18 protein-coding genes are annotated in these 13,747 nt (G+C 62.8%); 10 read left to right on the top strand and 8 right to left on the bottom strand.

Features of this window, described 5'->3' with window-relative positions:
- Nucleotides 1-77: 77 nt before the first annotated feature.
- Complete coding sequence (gene nusB, locus ABVK50_RS14695) at nt 78-485, top strand: transcription antitermination factor NusB (protein WP_353645929.1); 408 nt, start codon at nt 78-80, stop codon at nt 483-485.
- 8 nt (nt 486-493) lie between these two features.
- Here nusB and ABVK50_RS14690 read toward each other — a convergent pair whose 3' ends face one another.
- Nucleotides 494-1,186, bottom strand: coding sequence for a metalloregulator ArsR/SmtB family transcription factor (locus ABVK50_RS14690; RefSeq protein WP_353640863.1), 693 nt, complete (start codon nt 1,184-1,186; stop codon nt 494-496).
- A gap of 77 nt (nt 1,187-1,263) precedes the next feature.
- On the opposite strand from ABVK50_RS14690, the gene ABVK50_RS14685 reads away from it, so the two are divergent.
- Nucleotides 1,264-2,478 (top strand): MFS transporter, encoded by a 1,215-nt coding sequence (locus ABVK50_RS14685; protein WP_353640864.1) that lies wholly within the window; start codon nt 1,264-1,266, stop codon nt 2,476-2,478.
- Between the two features lie 8 nt (nt 2,479-2,486).
- On the opposite strand, the gene ABVK50_RS14680 is transcribed toward ABVK50_RS14685, so the two are convergent.
- Nucleotides 2,487-2,636 carry a type II toxin-antitoxin system HicA family toxin gene (locus ABVK50_RS14680; protein WP_353640865.1) on the bottom strand — a complete coding sequence of 50 codons (150 nt, stop codon included), beginning with the start codon at nt 2,634-2,636 and terminating at the stop codon, nt 2,487-2,489.
- Between the two features lie 52 nt (nt 2,637-2,688).
- Entirely contained in the window at nt 2,689-2,892 is a 204-nt protein-coding gene (locus ABVK50_RS14675) for a type II toxin-antitoxin system HicB family antitoxin (protein WP_353640866.1), read from the bottom strand.
- 302 nt (nt 2,893-3,194) lie between these two features.
- Between ABVK50_RS14675 and ABVK50_RS14670 the strand changes: the two genes are divergently transcribed.
- A complete protein-coding gene (locus tag ABVK50_RS14670; protein WP_353640867.1) occupies nt 3,195-5,336 on the top strand; it encodes a sodium-translocating pyrophosphatase in 2,142 nt (713 codons plus the stop codon).
- Nucleotides 5,337-5,414: 78 nt separating this feature from the next.
- Here ABVK50_RS14670 and ABVK50_RS14665 read toward each other — a convergent pair whose 3' ends face one another.
- On the bottom strand, nt 5,415-5,927 hold the full coding sequence (locus tag ABVK50_RS14665) for an outer membrane protein assembly factor BamE (RefSeq protein WP_353640868.1): 513 nt from the start codon (nt 5,925-5,927) through the stop codon (nt 5,415-5,417).
- A gap of 125 nt (nt 5,928-6,052) precedes the next feature.
- On the opposite strand from ABVK50_RS14665, the gene ABVK50_RS14660 reads away from it, so the two are divergent.
- From ABVK50_RS14660 to ABVK50_RS14635, 6 genes are all read left to right on the top strand, one after another.
- Nucleotides 6,053-6,595 carry a ubiquinol-cytochrome C chaperone family protein gene (locus tag ABVK50_RS14660; protein WP_353640869.1) on the top strand — a complete coding sequence of 181 codons (543 nt, stop codon included), beginning with the start codon at nt 6,053-6,055 and terminating at the stop codon, nt 6,593-6,595.
- A gap of 12 nt (nt 6,596-6,607) precedes the next feature.
- Entirely contained in the window at nt 6,608-7,171 is a 564-nt protein-coding gene (locus ABVK50_RS14655) for a DUF177 domain-containing protein (RefSeq protein WP_353640870.1), read from the top strand.
- 103 nt (nt 7,172-7,274) lie between these two features.
- Entirely contained in the window at nt 7,275-8,342 is a 1,068-nt protein-coding gene (gene plsX / locus ABVK50_RS14650) for a phosphate acyltransferase PlsX (protein WP_353640871.1), read from the top strand.
- Between the two features lie 13 nt (nt 8,343-8,355).
- Nucleotides 8,356-9,327 (top strand): beta-ketoacyl-ACP synthase III, encoded by a 972-nt coding sequence (locus ABVK50_RS14645; RefSeq protein WP_353640872.1) that lies wholly within the window; start codon nt 8,356-8,358, stop codon nt 9,325-9,327.
- Nucleotides 9,328-9,495: 168 nt separating this feature from the next.
- On the top strand, nt 9,496-9,840 hold the full coding sequence (locus ABVK50_RS14640; RefSeq protein ID WP_353640873.1) for an integration host factor subunit alpha: 345 nt from the start codon (nt 9,496-9,498) through the stop codon (nt 9,838-9,840).
- A 183-nt stretch (nt 9,841-10,023) separates the two neighbouring features.
- Nucleotides 10,024-10,566, top strand: a complete 543-nt coding sequence (locus ABVK50_RS14635; protein ID WP_353640874.1) for a MerR family transcriptional regulator — start codon at nt 10,024-10,026, stop codon at nt 10,564-10,566.
- Nucleotides 10,567-10,644: 78 nt separating this feature from the next.
- On the opposite strand, the gene ABVK50_RS14630 is transcribed toward ABVK50_RS14635, so the two are convergent.
- From ABVK50_RS14630 to hppD, 3 genes are all read right to left on the bottom strand, one after another.
- Entirely contained in the window at nt 10,645-10,920 is a 276-nt protein-coding gene (locus ABVK50_RS14630; RefSeq protein ID WP_353640875.1) for a DUF982 domain-containing protein, read from the bottom strand.
- A 1-nt stretch (nt 10,921) separates the two neighbouring features.
- Nucleotides 10,922-11,167, bottom strand: coding sequence for a DUF2188 domain-containing protein (locus ABVK50_RS14625; RefSeq protein ID WP_353640876.1), 246 nt, complete (start codon nt 11,165-11,167; stop codon nt 10,922-10,924).
- Between the two features lie 515 nt (nt 11,168-11,682).
- Nucleotides 11,683-12,795 (bottom strand): 4-hydroxyphenylpyruvate dioxygenase, encoded by a 1,113-nt coding sequence (gene hppD, locus ABVK50_RS14620; protein WP_353640877.1) that lies wholly within the window; start codon nt 12,793-12,795, stop codon nt 11,683-11,685.
- Between the two features lie 136 nt (nt 12,796-12,931).
- Here hppD and ABVK50_RS14615 point away from each other — a divergent pair, with 136 nt between their 5' ends.
- Nucleotides 12,932-13,399 (top strand): Lrp/AsnC family transcriptional regulator, encoded by a 468-nt coding sequence (locus tag ABVK50_RS14615; RefSeq protein WP_353640878.1) that lies wholly within the window; start codon nt 12,932-12,934, stop codon nt 13,397-13,399.
- Nucleotides 13,400-13,404: 5 nt separating this feature from the next.
- Here the strand turns inward: ABVK50_RS14615 and ABVK50_RS14610 are convergent, their stop codons facing one another.
- Nucleotides 13,405-13,746, bottom strand: coding sequence for a TIGR01244 family sulfur transferase (locus ABVK50_RS14610; protein WP_353640879.1), 342 nt, complete (start codon nt 13,744-13,746; stop codon nt 13,405-13,407).
- Between the last annotated feature and the right edge of the window lies 1 nt (nt 13,747).

Below are 13,747 nucleotides of genomic sequence, written 5' to 3'. Positions count from 1 at the left end.
GGGGCGACCAGCCCGCAAGCCGACAGGCCAACAAACGCGGCGCAGCAAGGCTCGCTGCCGTGCAGGCGCTCTATCAGATGGACGTGGCCGGTGCCGGCCTGCTGGAAATCACCGCAGAATACGAGGCGTTCCGGCTAGGCAAGGAGGTCGACGGTGCGCTCTATCGCGAGGCCGACCCGCAGTGGTTCCGCGCGATCTTATCCGGCGTCGTTGAAAACCAGAAGACGGTCGATCCCATCATCCGCCAGGCACTGACGGAGGATTGGCCGCTGTCCAGGCTCGATTCAACTTTACGCGCCATCCTGCGTGCCGGGGTCTATGAACTGATGCAGCGAACTGATGTGCCCGTCGCCGTGATCGTCTCGGAATATGTCGACATCGCCAAGGCGTTCTATGTCGAGGACGAGCCGAAGCTGGTTAACGCCGTGCTTGACCGGGTGGCGCGCAGGGTGCGCGGCGAGGGCCGTGGAAAAGACGCTTTGTGAACTATCAGCTATACGGCTGACACTGCGCTCAGGGATTGCATGCCCGTATCGGCAATTCCGCCGGTTGCCTTCCACTCGGCCACTCCTTCTTCCAGACGGCGGGACTTGAATCCGTTCGCCCGCAGTGTTTGCACCGCCTCAAGTGACAGAATGCAGTAGCGGCCGCGGCAATAGGCAATGATCTCCCTGTCGAGCGGCAGATGCGCCAAGCTGGCTTCGAGACTGTCCAGCGGCACATGAATGGCGCCCGGCAAATGACCCTGCCGATACTCGGCCTCGTCGCGAACGTCGAGCAGTAGAAAATCGCTATCGCGCATCCGCTCCCGCAGCTCTGCGAAAGAGACCGGCTCCATATCATCGGGCCTTTCGAAATAATCGGCTATGACCGACCGAACTTCGGCCAGATTGTGCTCGGCCACGGCCCGGATGGCCATGACTGCCTCGAACACCGGCCCTTCGGCCAGCCGGAAGAGCACGTTCTTTCCGGATTTGCGGGAGGAGACGAGGCCCGACCGGCGAAGCAAGTGGAGATGTTGGGACGCGTTGGCTATGCTGAGACCTGTGCGAGTCGCCAATTCCTCGACCGACCACTCTCCCTGGCTGATATGTTCGAGCAGTTCGAGACGATGCTCGTGACCAAGGGCGCGGGCTAATGCGGCAAAGTGGGAATTTAGTAGCCGTTTTGGATTTTCGCTTGACATGCCGTTCCGCAATCATTCAATTGATCAATTGAATGTAGCATATTCAGCGCGACAGTAAACCCCCCGGGATTTCAGGAATGAGCCAGCCAACCCCAAGCGAAGCGCGGCGCACGGCGCTCATTCTTGCCGCATCGCAGGCGATCGTCGGCTCGGCAGCGCCTATTTCCATTTCGATAGGCGCACTCGCCGGCTTCTACCTGCTCGGCGCGGACAAGTCGCTCGCCACCGCCCCGGTCACCGGCTTCAACATCGGCGTGGCACTCGGAGCCCTGCCGGCCGCCGCCATTATCAAGCGGGCAGGGCAGCGTAACGGCTTCCTCACCGGAACGGCGGTAACGGCGGCCGGCGGCGCGCTCGCCACCGCAGCCATGTTCGCGGACGATTTCTGGCTCTTCGCGCTCGGGCTGCTGGTCGCCGGCATAGGCGGCGGCTTCGTGCAGCAATTCCGCTTCGCGGCCGCCGATAACGCGCCGCCCGAATTCAAGGCGCGCGCCATCTCCTTCGTGCTCGCCGGCGGCGTGGTGACCGCGATTCTCGGACCACAGATCGTCATCTTCACCCGCGAATTGTTCGCGCCGGTGATGTTCGCAGGGTCCTTCGCCGCCATCATGGTTCTGGCCGCCGTCGGCGCGGTCATTCTCTCTTTCCTGCGCGTTCCGGCCAAGCGTTCCGGCGGTAGCGAAATAGTGGAGGAGCCGGCGCGGCCGCTGGCGGAAATCATCGCCCAGCCACGTTTCATGGCGGCGCTTTTATGCTCGGTCGGCACGTTCGCGCTGATGAGCTTCGTCATGACTGGCGCGCCGCTCGCCATGGTCGGCTGCGGTTTCTCGACCGACGAAGCCACGCTCGGTATCTCCTGGCATGTCATGGCGATGTTCGCGCCGAGTTTCTTCACCGGCAGGCTGATCCACCGCTTCGGCGCCGAGGCGATCGTCGCCACCGGCCTCGCCTTGCTGGTCGGCTGCGCGCTGATCGCGCTTTCGGGCATCGCGCTCTGGCAGTTCTGGTCGGCGCTCGTTCTGCTCGGCCTCGGCTGGAATTTCGGCTTCATCGGCGCGACCGCCATGGTGGCCGACACGTACCATCCGTCGGAAAAAGGCAAGGTCCAGGGCATCCACGACCTGGTCCTGTTCTCCAGCGTCGCCTTCGCCTCGCTGATGTCCGGCGCGGTCTACAATGCCTATGGCTGGGAGATGCTGAACTGGGTGGTGTTCCCGATTGTGGCGGTGTGCGCCATTGCGCTGGGCCTGCTCGTAAGAGCTCGCAACGCCAGACGGACGCGGCTGGCCTGACGCGTCGGTCAGATGTCCTCAGGATCGATGCCGGCCAACTTCAGCAGGTGTTTTGCAAGTCCCTGCTTCAGCGGCTTGCTCCCATGTATCGGTATGGAAAGACGAACGATCGAGCCAGGCTTTCCATAAATATGGTGACTGCCCGATATCCGCAGCAATGACCACCGCGCTTCTCGATCGCGCGGGCTAGCGCTTTGCCGGTGATTGCGGTCAAACAGCGATCTCTACGATTTGACTCTGACCGGAAACTGCCTGTGGTTCGACGTCGACCGAAAGACAGCCTTCGATCGCCTCGCGAATATTGATCATCAGTTCGTCCATCGTGTCGCCCTGCGAGGCGCAGCCGGGGACAGCGGGGACCTCCGCCCAGTATCCGCCTTCCTCCGCTTCGTGAACGATGACTTTGAATTTCATTTTGATGCTCCCTGAGCGCAAAGAGAATAAGCGCTTTCCTTGAGATTTCAACGCATCCCATTTGGCCGGCCGCCGCAGTACTTCTACCGCAACTAATTCATCCAATCGCGTCCGCCCACGCTCGCCATCCGTGGCGAAAACAGGGCAAAAGCAGAGCGGTATCTTGACGCGCCCAAGCCCGTTTCGCATACACCGCTGCGAGAGGCCGGATTCTGTCAGCCATGCTGTCCGGATTCGGGGCTCCATAGCATCGGTCCCGGGGAGGGGAATTTCCGGGCCAGAAATCAGGGAAGAATTCGGCAATGACCATGCTTTACGTAGTCATCGCCTGCGGCCTGCTCTCTGTTCTGTACGCCATCTGGGCGACGCAGTCGGTTCTCGCATCCGACCAGGGAAATGCACGCATGCAGGAAATTTCAGCCGCGATCCGCGAGGGTGCGCAGGCCTATCTGGCGCGGCAATACACCACCATCGCAATCGTCGGCGTGGTCGTTCTGCTGCTCGCCTGGTGGCTGCTCTCCGCGAGCGCTGCCATCGGCTTTCTGATCGGCGCCGTATTGTCGGGCGCCGCCGGCTTCATCGGCATGCACGTCTCGGTCCGCGCCAATGTGCGCACCGCGCAGGCCGCTTCCAACAGCCTCGCAGCCGGTCTCGACATCGCCTTCAAGTCGGGCGCCATTACCGGCATGCTGGTGGCCGGCCTGGCTCTGCTCGGCGTCTCGATCTACTACTTCATCCTGACCGGCCCGATGGGCCTGGCGCCGGACGACCGCACGGTCATCGACGCGCTCGTCTCGCTTGGCTTCGGCGCTTCGCTGATCTCGATCTTCGCCCGTCTCGGCGGCGGCATCTTCACCAAGGGCGCCGACGTCGGTGGCGATCTGGTCGGCAAGGTCGAAGCCGGCATTCCCGAGGATGACCCGCGCAATCCCGCCACCATCGCGGACAATGTCGGCGACAATGTCGGCGACTGCGCCGGCATGGCGGCCGACCTGTTCGAGACATATGCGGTGACAGTCGTCGCCACCATGGTTCTAGCCGCGATCTTCTTTGGCGGCACCGCCGTCCTCGGCTCGGTCATGCTCTATCCGCTTGCCATCTGCGCCGCCTGCATCGTCACTTCGATCATCGGCACCTTCTTCGTCAAGCTCGGCTCCAACGGCTCGATCATGGGCGCGCTCTACAAGGGCCTTATCGTGACCGGCCTGCTGTCGATCATCGGCCTCGGCGCGGCAACCTCGCTGACCATCGGCTGGGGCGAGATCGGCACCGGCGGCGGCGTCGCCATCACCGGCCAGAACCTGTTCATCTGCGGGATCATCGGCCTTGTCGTGACCGGCCTCATCGTCGTCATCACCGAATACTACACCGGCACCAACAAGCGTCCGGTCAACTCAATCGCGCAGGCTTCGGTCACTGGCCACGGCACCAACGTCATCCAGGGCCTCGCTGTCTCGCTGGAATCGACGGCGCTGCCGGCGATCGTCATCGTCGGCGGCATTATCGCGACCTACCAGCTTGCGGGTCTCTTCGGCACCGCGATTGCGGTCACCACCATGCTCGGCCTTGCCGGCATGATCGTTGCGCTCGACGCCTTCGGCCCGGTCACCGACAATGCCGGCGGCATTGCCGAAATGGCCGGCCTACCCAAGGAAGTGCGCCAGTCGACCGATGCGCTCGACGCGGTCGGCAACACCACCAAGGCGGTCACCAAGGGCTACGCGATCGGCTCGGCCGGCCTCGGCGCGCTGGTGCTGTTTGCGGCCTACAGCTACGACCTGCAGTATTTTGCGGCGAACAGCGCACAGTTCCCGTATTTCGCGGATCTCGGCACCGTCTCCTTCGACCTCTCCAATCCCTATGTCGTCGCCGGCCTGATTTTTGGCGGCCTGATCCCCTATCTGTTCGGCGGTATCGCTATGACCGCCGTCGGCCGTGCTGCGGGCTCGATCGTGGAGGAGGTGCGCAAGCAGTTCCGGGAGGATCCGGGCATCATGGCCGGCACCTCGAAGCCGAACTACGCCCGCGCGGTCGACCTTCTGACCAAGGCGGCAATCAAGGAAATGATCATCCCGTCGCTGCTGCCGGTGCTGGCGCCGCTGGTCGTCTATTTCGGCGTGCTTCTGATCTCGGGCTCAAAGGCCTCGGCCTTCGCCGCGCTCGGCGCATCGCTGCTTGGCGTCATCGTCAACGGCCTGTTCGTCGCCATCTCGATGACTTCGGGCGGCGGCGCCTGGGACAACGCCAAGAAGTCATTTGAGGACGGCTTCACCGACAAGGACGGCGTCAAGCACCTGAAGGGTTCCGAAGCCCACAAGGCCTCGGTGACCGGCGACACGGTCGGCGATCCCTACAAGGATACCGCCGGCCCGGCCGTCAACCCGGCCATCAAGATCACCAACATCGTGGCGCTGCTGCTGCTGGCCGTGCTCGCGCACGGCTGATCCGAGCGTCCGCTATAAAAAAAGCCCCGCGGGAGCGATCCCGCGGGGCTTTTTTTGACGTTATCCGTTCGGCGCGGCTTACTGGGGCGCGCCGGGGAGGCTGGTCGGCATGCCGGCCGCGCCCGCCAGCAACTGGCCGATGAAATTCTGGTCCTTGCCCCCGGTCGGCGTAGTGCGGGAGATGAAGTCGAACACCTTGCCGTCCTGCAGGCCGTAATGGGCGATATTGGTGACGCGTCCGTCCTCGCCGAAATAGACCGCCAGGATGCGCTGGTCAACGAGCTTGGGCTTGGCGAAGGCGACGGCGCGGCGGCGGGTCTGCGAAATGTAGTAGAAGACCTCATTGTCGAAGGTCGCCGTGGTCGACGGGCTGCCCAGCGCCAGAATCACCTGCTCGCGGCTCGAGCCGACCGGCACCAGATCGATCTGCTGCTGGTCGATGACATAGCCATGCGTCAGCGTCTCGCCGGGGCTCAGATCGCCGAAGGTTTTTGAGGTGTTGCAGGCGGAAAGCGCCAATGCCGTTCCGAGCAGGCATGCCGCCCCGGCCAGGCGCAGCGAAAATGCGGTCTTGAAATCCTGACAGGCCAACAACAACTCCCATCCCAAATTCGGTATCGCGGCCCGCCTTGCGCGGAGCCGCAAAACCGGTAAACCAGCTTGCACGCCGATGCAACAAGGCCCACCGGCGAAACGGTTCCTCGAGGAGACCGCTAATGTTCAAACGCCTGTTTGGCGGCGACCGCAACGCCAATCGCGCGATTACGGACGCGCTCTACGGTGAAATCGTGGCGGCCGCGCGGCAGCCGGCCTTTTATTCGGATTGGAACGTGCCGGACACGCCGCTCGGCCGTTTCGAGATGCTGTCGCTGCACATGTTCCTGTTCCAGCATCGCCTTCGCGGCGAGGCCGGGGTCTCGCGCGAGATCGCGCAGGAACTGACTGACGACTTCTTCACCGATCTCGACCATTCGTTGCGAGAGCTTGGCATCGGCGACGCCGGCGTGCCGAAGCGGATGAAGAAGCTGGCGCGGATGTTTTATGGTCGCACCAAATCCTATGACGATGCGCTCGAGGCGGGCGACCGGACATTGCTTGCCGCCGCCCTGGCGCGGAACGTCCGGCCCGACGCCGGCGACTGGCCGGAAGCCGATGCGCTGGCGGGCTACGTGATCGAGGCCGTCGGCGCGCTGGCGCGGCAGCCGTCAGAGGCGATCCACGGCGGCGCGATCGGCTTCCCAGCGCCGCAGCCGGGTTAAAAGGAGCTTGTGATGAAACATCATCATGAACCGCCGGCGAGCCCGGTCTCGTTCAATGTCAACGTCGCGCGGCTGCCGCAGAAGGGCATGCCGGTAGTGATCGAGGCCAACGAGAAACAGCTTGCGACTCTCGCGGAAGAGCACGGCCTGCTTTCAGTGACGAATTTTCGCGCGGAACTGCATGTCGGTTCCTGGAAGCGCAATGGAGTCAAGGTTTCAGGCGTGGTCACGGCAGATATCGTGCAGGCCTGCGTGGTGACACTCGACCCGCTCGACGCCCATATAGAGGAGGAGGTGTCGGGGCTGTTCCTGCCGGAAGATTCGAACCTCGGCCGGCTCGGCTTCGAGGGTGGCGGCGAGATCATGCTCGATGCCGAAGGCCCCGATAGCCCGGAAATCTTTTCCGGCGACACCATCGACGTCGGCGCGCTTGCCGAAGAATTCTTCGGCCTGGCCATTGATCCCTACCCGCGCAAGAGTGGCGTTTCGCTGGAGGCGCCGGCGTCCGATGCGGAGGATGAAGCCGTCGAGAGCGAATTGCAGCGAAAGCTGCGCTCGCTGATGGATAAATCCTGAAAACATCCGGGCAAGTTCCGAAATCGCGGTTGTGCGGCTCCACAAAACCGCTATTTTCGCCGTGCCTTAACAGGGCGGCCGAGAAATGTGAGATGATTGCCGAGTGATCAGGATTTCCATCGATGCCATGGGCGGCGATCACGGGCCGGCGGTAGTCATCCCTGCGTTGATGAAGGTCGCGACGCGCCGCACAGACGTGCGGTTCCTGGTCTACGGCCGCTCTGAAGTGGTCCGGCCGGAACTTGACAAATTCCCCAAGCTCGCCGCCGTCACCGAGTTCATTCATTGCGATGTCGCGGTGCGCATGGACGACAAGCCGAGCAAGGCGTTGCGCCACGGCCGCTGGAAATCGTCCATGTGGAAGGCCATCGAGGCGGTCAAGACGGATGACGCCGACGCCTGCGTGTCGGCCGGCAACACCGGCGCGCTGATGGCGATGTCGAAATTCTGCCTGCGCACCATGGCCACGATCGAGCGCCCGGCGATCGCGGCAATCTGGCCGACGCTGCGCGGCGAGAGCGTGGTGCTGGATGTCGGCGCCACGATCGGGGCGGACGCCCACCAGCTTATCGATTTCGCCATCCTCGGAACCGCCATGGCGCGGGCGGTCTATGGAATGGACAAGCCGACCGTCGGCCTGCTCAACATCGGCGTCGAGGAGGTCAAGGGGCAGGAAGAGGTCAAGGAAGCCGGCCGCCTGCTGCGCGAAGCCAGCATGATGTCGATGGGCTATCACGGCTTCGTCGAAGGCGACGACATCGGCAAGGGAACGGTTGATGTTGTTGTCACCGAAGGCTTCGCCGGAAATATCGCGCTGAAAACCGCCGAAGGTACCGTGCGGCAGATCTCGACCTATCTGCGCGCCGCGATGAGCCGGACGCTGATGGCCAGGATCGGCGCTGTCTTCGCCAAGGGCGCGTTCAACACGCTTAAGGAGAAGATGGATGTTCGCAAGGCCAATGGCGGCGTGTTCCTGGGCCTAAACGGCATCGTCGTGAAGAGCCATGGCGGCACCGACGATGAAGGTTTTGCGGCGGCGATCGAACTCGCCTACGATATGACCCGCAATCGGCTGCTCGACCGGATCGAGGCCGACCTCGACCTGTTCCATGCGCGTCACCCGAAATCTTCGCTCAGGCCGGCGGCAACTGCCGGCGATGGTATTGAATAGGATTTAGTTCCAGATGATCAGATCAGTCGTGCGTGGCATCGGTTCCGCGTTGCCGCGTCGCATCATGAAGAATACCGATTTCGAAGGCGTGCTGGAAACATCCGACGAGTGGATTGCGCAGCGCACCGGCATCCGCCAGCGCCACATCGCCTCCGACGACGAGACGACCGCCTCGCTGGGCGAGGCGGCGGCGCGCGCCGCGCTCGACAATGCCGGGTTGACGGCGGCCGACATCGACCTGATCGTGCTCGCCACTTCGACGCCGAACAACACCTTTCCCGCGACCGCTGTGGAGATCCAGAACCGCCTCGGCATGCATCACGGCTTCGCCTTCGACATGCAGGCGGTGTGCTCGGGTTTCGTCTATGCTGTCGCCACCGCCGATCTCTACATTCGCGGCGGTCTCGCCAGGCGCGTGCTGGTGATCGGCTCGGAGACGTTTTCGCGCATTCTCGACTGGACCGACCGCTCGACCTGCGTGCTGTTCGGCGACGGCGCAGGCGCCCTGATCCTCGAGGGGCAGGACGGCGAGGGCACGATCGCCGATCGCGGCGTGCTTGCCGCCAGCCTGCGCTCCGACGGCGTTCACAAGGACAAGCTCTATGTCGATGGCGGCCCGTCCACCACCGGCACGGTCGGCCTTCTGCGCATGGAAGGGCGTGAGGTGTTCAAACATGCGGTCGGCATGATCACCGACGTGATCGAGGCGACCTTTTCGCAGGCCGGCATAACCGCCGAAGATCTCGACTGGTTCGTGCCGCATCAGGCGAACAAGCGCATCATCGACGCGTCGGCCAGGAAACTCGGCATCGCCGACGAAAAGGTGGTGGTGACCGTCAATCTGCACGGCAACACTTCAGCGGCGTCGGTGCCGTTGGCGTTGGCCGTGGCCGTCGCCGACGGGCGCGTGAAGAAAGGCGATCTGGTGCTGCTGGAAGCCATGGGCGGCGGCTTCACCTGGGGTGCCGTGCTGCTGCGCTGGTGACGGCTGCCCCCATTAGCCGGAACAGCCTTGCCGTAACGCGGATCATCAAGTCAATTCAACATCATTGCCGCGAACGCACCGGTTCGGTCCTTGACCTTGTCGGACCAATTTTCTAACGTCTTGGCGTTTGTAGGCTTTTTCGTTTTTCAAGGATGGTTGGACGGTCGCATGGGGGGAAAGACACTGACGCGCGCCGATCTCGCCGAAGCCGTTTATCGTAAGGTCGGCCTCTCCCGCACCGAGTCTGCGGAACTCGTGGAATCGGTGCTCGACGAGATATGCGAGGCCATCGTCCGCGGTGAGACCGTCAAGCTCTCTTCCTTCGCCACGTTCCATGTGCGCGGCAAGAACGAGCGCGTCGGCCGCAATCCCAAGACAGGCGAGGAAGTACCGATCCTGCCGCGCCGCGTCATGACCTTCAAGGCCTCGAACGTGCTGAAGAACCGAATCTTGCGCGCCCACCAGACCAACAAGGGCAAGGGCGCAAAGCAGACCGCTTCGGCGGGCGAGTAGACCGGCTTCGGTCGATAATTCGCGCGCCCGGCTCGCGCCGGGCTTGAATTCCAGCCGGCAAACCGCTGAAATGAGGCACGAATCGGTGTAGTGGCTCACTGCGAGCGCAACGCTCCGGTTCAGCGAGTTCGATCCCATTCGGCCTTCTCGGGCCTTCGGGATCGGCCATGGAGGAATTCGCGCATGGACAAGAGCCCCGACGCATTCCGGACTATCAGCGAGGTCGCCGAGGACCTCGATTTGCCGCAGCACGTGCTGCGCTTCTGGGAAACACGCTTTAACCAGATCAAGCCGATGAAGCGCGGCGGCGGCCGGCGCTACTACCGGCCGCAGGATGTCGACCTGATCAAGGGCATCCGCCACATGCTTTACGACCAGGGCTACACCATAAAAGGCGTGCAGAAGCTGCTGCGCGAAAACGGCAACCAGTTCATTGTTGCGGTCGGAAGCGGCGACCGCGACGCCGTGGAAGCGATCGCGCAACGCAAGCAGGCCGAGGCCGCGCCGCTGACGCCGGCCGCGCAGCCGCGCGGGCCGGACGACGAAATGCTAGTCGGCGAGCCCAAGGCCAAGCCGAACCGTCGCTTCTTCGGCCTTGGCAAAGCCGAGGACGAGGGGCCGGTGCAGCCCGACAGCGGCAAGCTTTCGCGTGACAATCGCGCGCTGCTGCAGGAAGCGCTGTTCGACCTGCTCGAATGCAAGCGGCTGCTTGACCAGGTCCGCTGACGCCCGGCTTGGAACTGGCCAGGGACAGGCTTCGCCGATCGGCGAGCTGGCACACTGCGATTGCGGTGAAAGAGGAACTCAGCCCGGACTTGTGACGGATTGGCCGGCCAGGACGCCGGCTTCTTCCGCCGCGGCGCGGAAGGCGTCATACGCATCAATGGTGGAGCGGTGCCCGTCAAGCACCTTGAGGCAGGCGTCGACGGCGTCGCGGTGTCTTGGACCGCGACTTGCCGGCCACTGGGTCAGAAGCAGATCGGCCGCCTGGCGAGTGTCGCGAACGGCGATCGGCTCGCCTCCCTGATCGAGCGATACCCTAACGGGTTGCTGGAAAGGCTTGTCGGGCCCGCTTTCCATGTCAGCCTCCGGCGGAAACGTCGGTCTCGGGCCGGTCCCGGCCATCGACGACTTCCTCGTGCCATTCGCCCTTCTCGTCCTGATAGGAAATACCCTCAGTCTTGCCGGCGAGCTGCTGTTCGGCGGCGGCAGCCTTGGCCGCCTCGTAAGCTTGCGATCGGCTGGCGAAGGTTTCCGAATACACATCGCCGAGCTTGTAGGCCCAGCCGCCGTCATGTTCCACGATCTCATAGGTAATCCGGGTCATGCGCTCACCCTCCTTTTGCGGCTCAACGGAGCAACGGTGAAGTTGTTCCTAGCGGCCTGCCAACCGAGAACGAATCCGCATCCTGCAGCGCTTCTTTGCGGTGAGCGCCGAGTTTGCCGCGACACGCCCAAAGGATTGGTGCCCCGCACCGAATTCCCGAAGAAGGCGTAAGCACACAGCCGATGCATCGGATTTGCCGCCAGCCCAGACCGAAGCCAGTCTGCAACAACCCAATCCACAGTTTCGTAAGCAGTGGAACCAGCCTGCGTAACCCGCGTTGCTAGGCGAGTTATATTAGGAGGTTGTCATGGACAAGAGCGTTCGCGAAGCGCGCTGGATACTCGGCCCGCTGTTCGGCCTATGCGGGCTCGTTGCGGTTGTCGGCTTTATCGCGAGCTGACACGATCGGTCGCCGGGAACGTCCCGTTACAGGAGCCGGCGGGCTCATCGGTACCCTCCCAAGAGCGCCGATGTGCCTAGCTTAATCTTTACAAGTCCCTCATCGAACCTGCCGCTTAAGCGGCAGCGTCCGGTTTCAGCACTCCGCGGCGGATCTGGTCTTCCTCGATCGACTCGAACAGCGCTCGGAAATTGCCTTCGCCGAAACCTTCGTCGCCTTTTCTCTGGATGAACTCGAAGAAAATCGGCCCGATCACGGTTTTCGAGAAGATCTGCAGCAGGATCTTGGTCGTGCCGCCGTCGACCACGCCTTCGCCGTCGATCAGTATGCCGTGCTTCTTCATCCGCTCGATCGGCTCCTCATGGCCCTGCACGCGCTCGTGCGACATCTCGTAATAGGTGTCGGGCGGACCGGGCATGAACTTCAGCCCATTGGCGGCGAGCTTGTCGGTGGCGTCGTAGATGCTGTCGGTGCCGACCGCGATGTGCTGGATGCCTTCGCCTCTGTACTTGCGCAGGTATTCCTCGATCTGGCTCTTGTCGTCGGTCGATTCATTGAGCGGGATCCGGATCTTGCCGCAGGGCGAGGTGATAGCGCGGCTGACCAGGCCGGTGAGCTTTCCCGCGATGTCGAAGAAATGGATCTGCTTGAAGCCGAAAAGCTCGCGATAGAATGCCCACCATTTGTCCATCTGACCGCGGTAGACGTTGTGGGTCAGGTGGTCGAGGTAATAGAAGCCGACGCCTTCCGGCTTCGGGTCGCGCTCGCCGAGCCATTCGAACTCGTCGTCATAGGCCGAGCCCTTGTCGCGGTATTTGTCGACGAAATAGAGCAGCGATCCGCCAATGCCGACGATCGCCGGAACGTCGAGCGTCTTGTCGCCGCCCCTATAGGGCTCTGCGCCCTTCGAAACCGCGTGTTCGAAGGCATGCTTCGCGTCGACGACGCGCCAGGCCATAGCCGGCGCGCAAGGTCCGTGCTTTTCCACGAACTTCATGCCGTAGGAGCCGGGCTCGGCGTTCAGCACGTAATTGATGTCGCCCTGGCGCCAGATGGTGATGTTCTTAGTCCGGTGCCTGGCGACGGGCGTGTAGCCCATGCGGGTAAAGAGTTCCGAGAGCTTTTCCGGCTCGGGGTGAGCGAATTCGACGAATTCGAACCCGTCGGTGCCGGCGGGATTGGCCTTGCTGATCTTGGCGGGCGGGGCATCGTGCGGAAAGGGACCCATGGCTTCCTCCTTTGCGGCCGTTCGGCGGCAATTCAAGCTATGCCGATAATAGTCCAAACCCAGCGCATTGTGCTTGCATACCGACTGCCGAAATGCTGCATTCATGCATGCTTCGTGCATATATTGGAGGAAAGACGTGGACGATCAGCGGGTAGATCAATTTGACCGCAAGATACTGTCTCTGCTGCAAGCGGATGGAAGGCTGACCAACAACGATCTTTCCGAGCGTGTGAACCTGTCGCCATCGCAATGCTCAAGGCGAAGGCAGCGGCTGGAAGAGGAGGGCTTTATCCGCGGATACCGGGCGGTGCTCGACCGCGACCGGCTGGGATTTTCGCTGGTCAATGTGATCTCGGTGACGCTGGCGACCCACAATCGCGACAATGCACGCAACTTCGCCGAGCTTCTGTCGCGCCTTCCCGAAGTCCAGGAGGCGCACGCTTTGACTGGCGAGATGGACTACATCCTCAAGGTCGTAACGCCCGACCTGAAATCGCTGTCGGATTTCGTCAATGGCGTGCTCCTGCCGCACGAATCCGTGCAGCATGTGAAGACCGCGATCGTGCTGGAGACGCTGAAGGAGACTTCCGCGCTGCCTTTATGACGGTCTCAGCCTTTAGTTTGCTGCACAGCCATGAACAGATTGGTCGAGCGCGCACCCGAGCGGCAATAGGCGAAGACCGGGCCTTCGAGTTCGTCCAGCGCATTCGCCATCGCGGCGACATCGTCGCCGGTCATCGGCATGCCGCTGACGATGGGAACATGGCGGAAAGACAGGCCGGCCGCTTCCGCCGCCTGCCTGATCTCAGCCGTCGAGGGTTGGCCCGGCTGTTCATTGTCGGGACGGTTGCTGATGACGCTCTTGAAGCCGGCCGCCTTTATCGCGGCGATGTCTTCGGCCGCGATCTGCCCGGACACGGCGTAGCCGTCGGAAATCTGTCTGTATTCCATA

The organism is Mesorhizobium sp. WSM2240 (assembly GCF_040438645.1).
In the GTDB taxonomy this organism is placed as follows: Bacteria; Pseudomonadota; Alphaproteobacteria; order Rhizobiales; family Rhizobiaceae; genus Allomesorhizobium.
Note: the sequence above shows the minus strand (reverse complement) of the source record. Positions and strands in the feature narration are given on the sequence as shown.

What these genes read in the sequence shown, in the direction of transcription:
- ABVK50_RS14670 (WP_353640867.1), top strand. Translation starts at nt 3,195, where the DNA reads ATGACCATGCTTTACGTAGTCATCGCCTGCGGCCTGCTCTCTGTTCTG.
- ABVK50_RS14690 (WP_353640863.1), bottom strand. Translation starts at nt 1,186, where the DNA reads ATGTCAAGCGAAAATCCAAAACGGCTACTAAATTCCCACTTTGCCGCA.
- nusB (WP_353645929.1), top strand. Translation starts at nt 78, where the DNA reads ATGGACGTGGCCGGTGCCGGCCTGCTGGAAATCACCGCAGAATACGAG.
- ABVK50_RS14635 (WP_353640874.1), top strand. Translation starts at nt 10,024, where the DNA reads ATGGACAAGAGCCCCGACGCATTCCGGACTATCAGCGAGGTCGCCGAG.
- ABVK50_RS14655 (WP_353640870.1), top strand. Translation starts at nt 6,608, where the DNA reads ATGAAACATCATCATGAACCGCCGGCGAGCCCGGTCTCGTTCAATGTC.
- ABVK50_RS14645 (WP_353640872.1), top strand. Translation starts at nt 8,356, where the DNA reads ATGATCAGATCAGTCGTGCGTGGCATCGGTTCCGCGTTGCCGCGTCGC.
- ABVK50_RS14630 (WP_353640875.1), bottom strand. Translation starts at nt 10,920, where the DNA reads ATGGAAAGCGGGCCCGACAAGCCTTTCCAGCAACCCGTTAGGGTATCG.
- hppD (WP_353640877.1), bottom strand. Translation starts at nt 12,795, where the DNA reads ATGGGTCCCTTTCCGCACGATGCCCCGCCCGCCAAGATCAGCAAGGCC.
- ABVK50_RS14640 (WP_353640873.1), top strand. Translation starts at nt 9,496, where the DNA reads ATGGGGGGAAAGACACTGACGCGCGCCGATCTCGCCGAAGCCGTTTAT.
- ABVK50_RS14610 (WP_353640879.1), bottom strand. Translation starts at nt 13,746, where the DNA reads ATGGAATACAGACAGATTTCCGACGGCTACGCCGTGTCCGGGCAGATC.
- ABVK50_RS14660 (WP_353640869.1), top strand. Translation starts at nt 6,053, where the DNA reads ATGTTCAAACGCCTGTTTGGCGGCGACCGCAACGCCAATCGCGCGATT.
- ABVK50_RS14675 (WP_353640866.1), bottom strand. Translation starts at nt 2,892, where the DNA reads ATGAAATTCAAAGTCATCGTTCACGAAGCGGAGGAAGGCGGATACTGG.
- ABVK50_RS14625 (WP_353640876.1), bottom strand. Translation starts at nt 11,167, where the DNA reads ATGACCCGGATTACCTATGAGATCGTGGAACATGACGGCGGCTGGGCC.
- ABVK50_RS14685 (WP_353640864.1), top strand. Translation starts at nt 1,264, where the DNA reads ATGAGCCAGCCAACCCCAAGCGAAGCGCGGCGCACGGCGCTCATTCTT.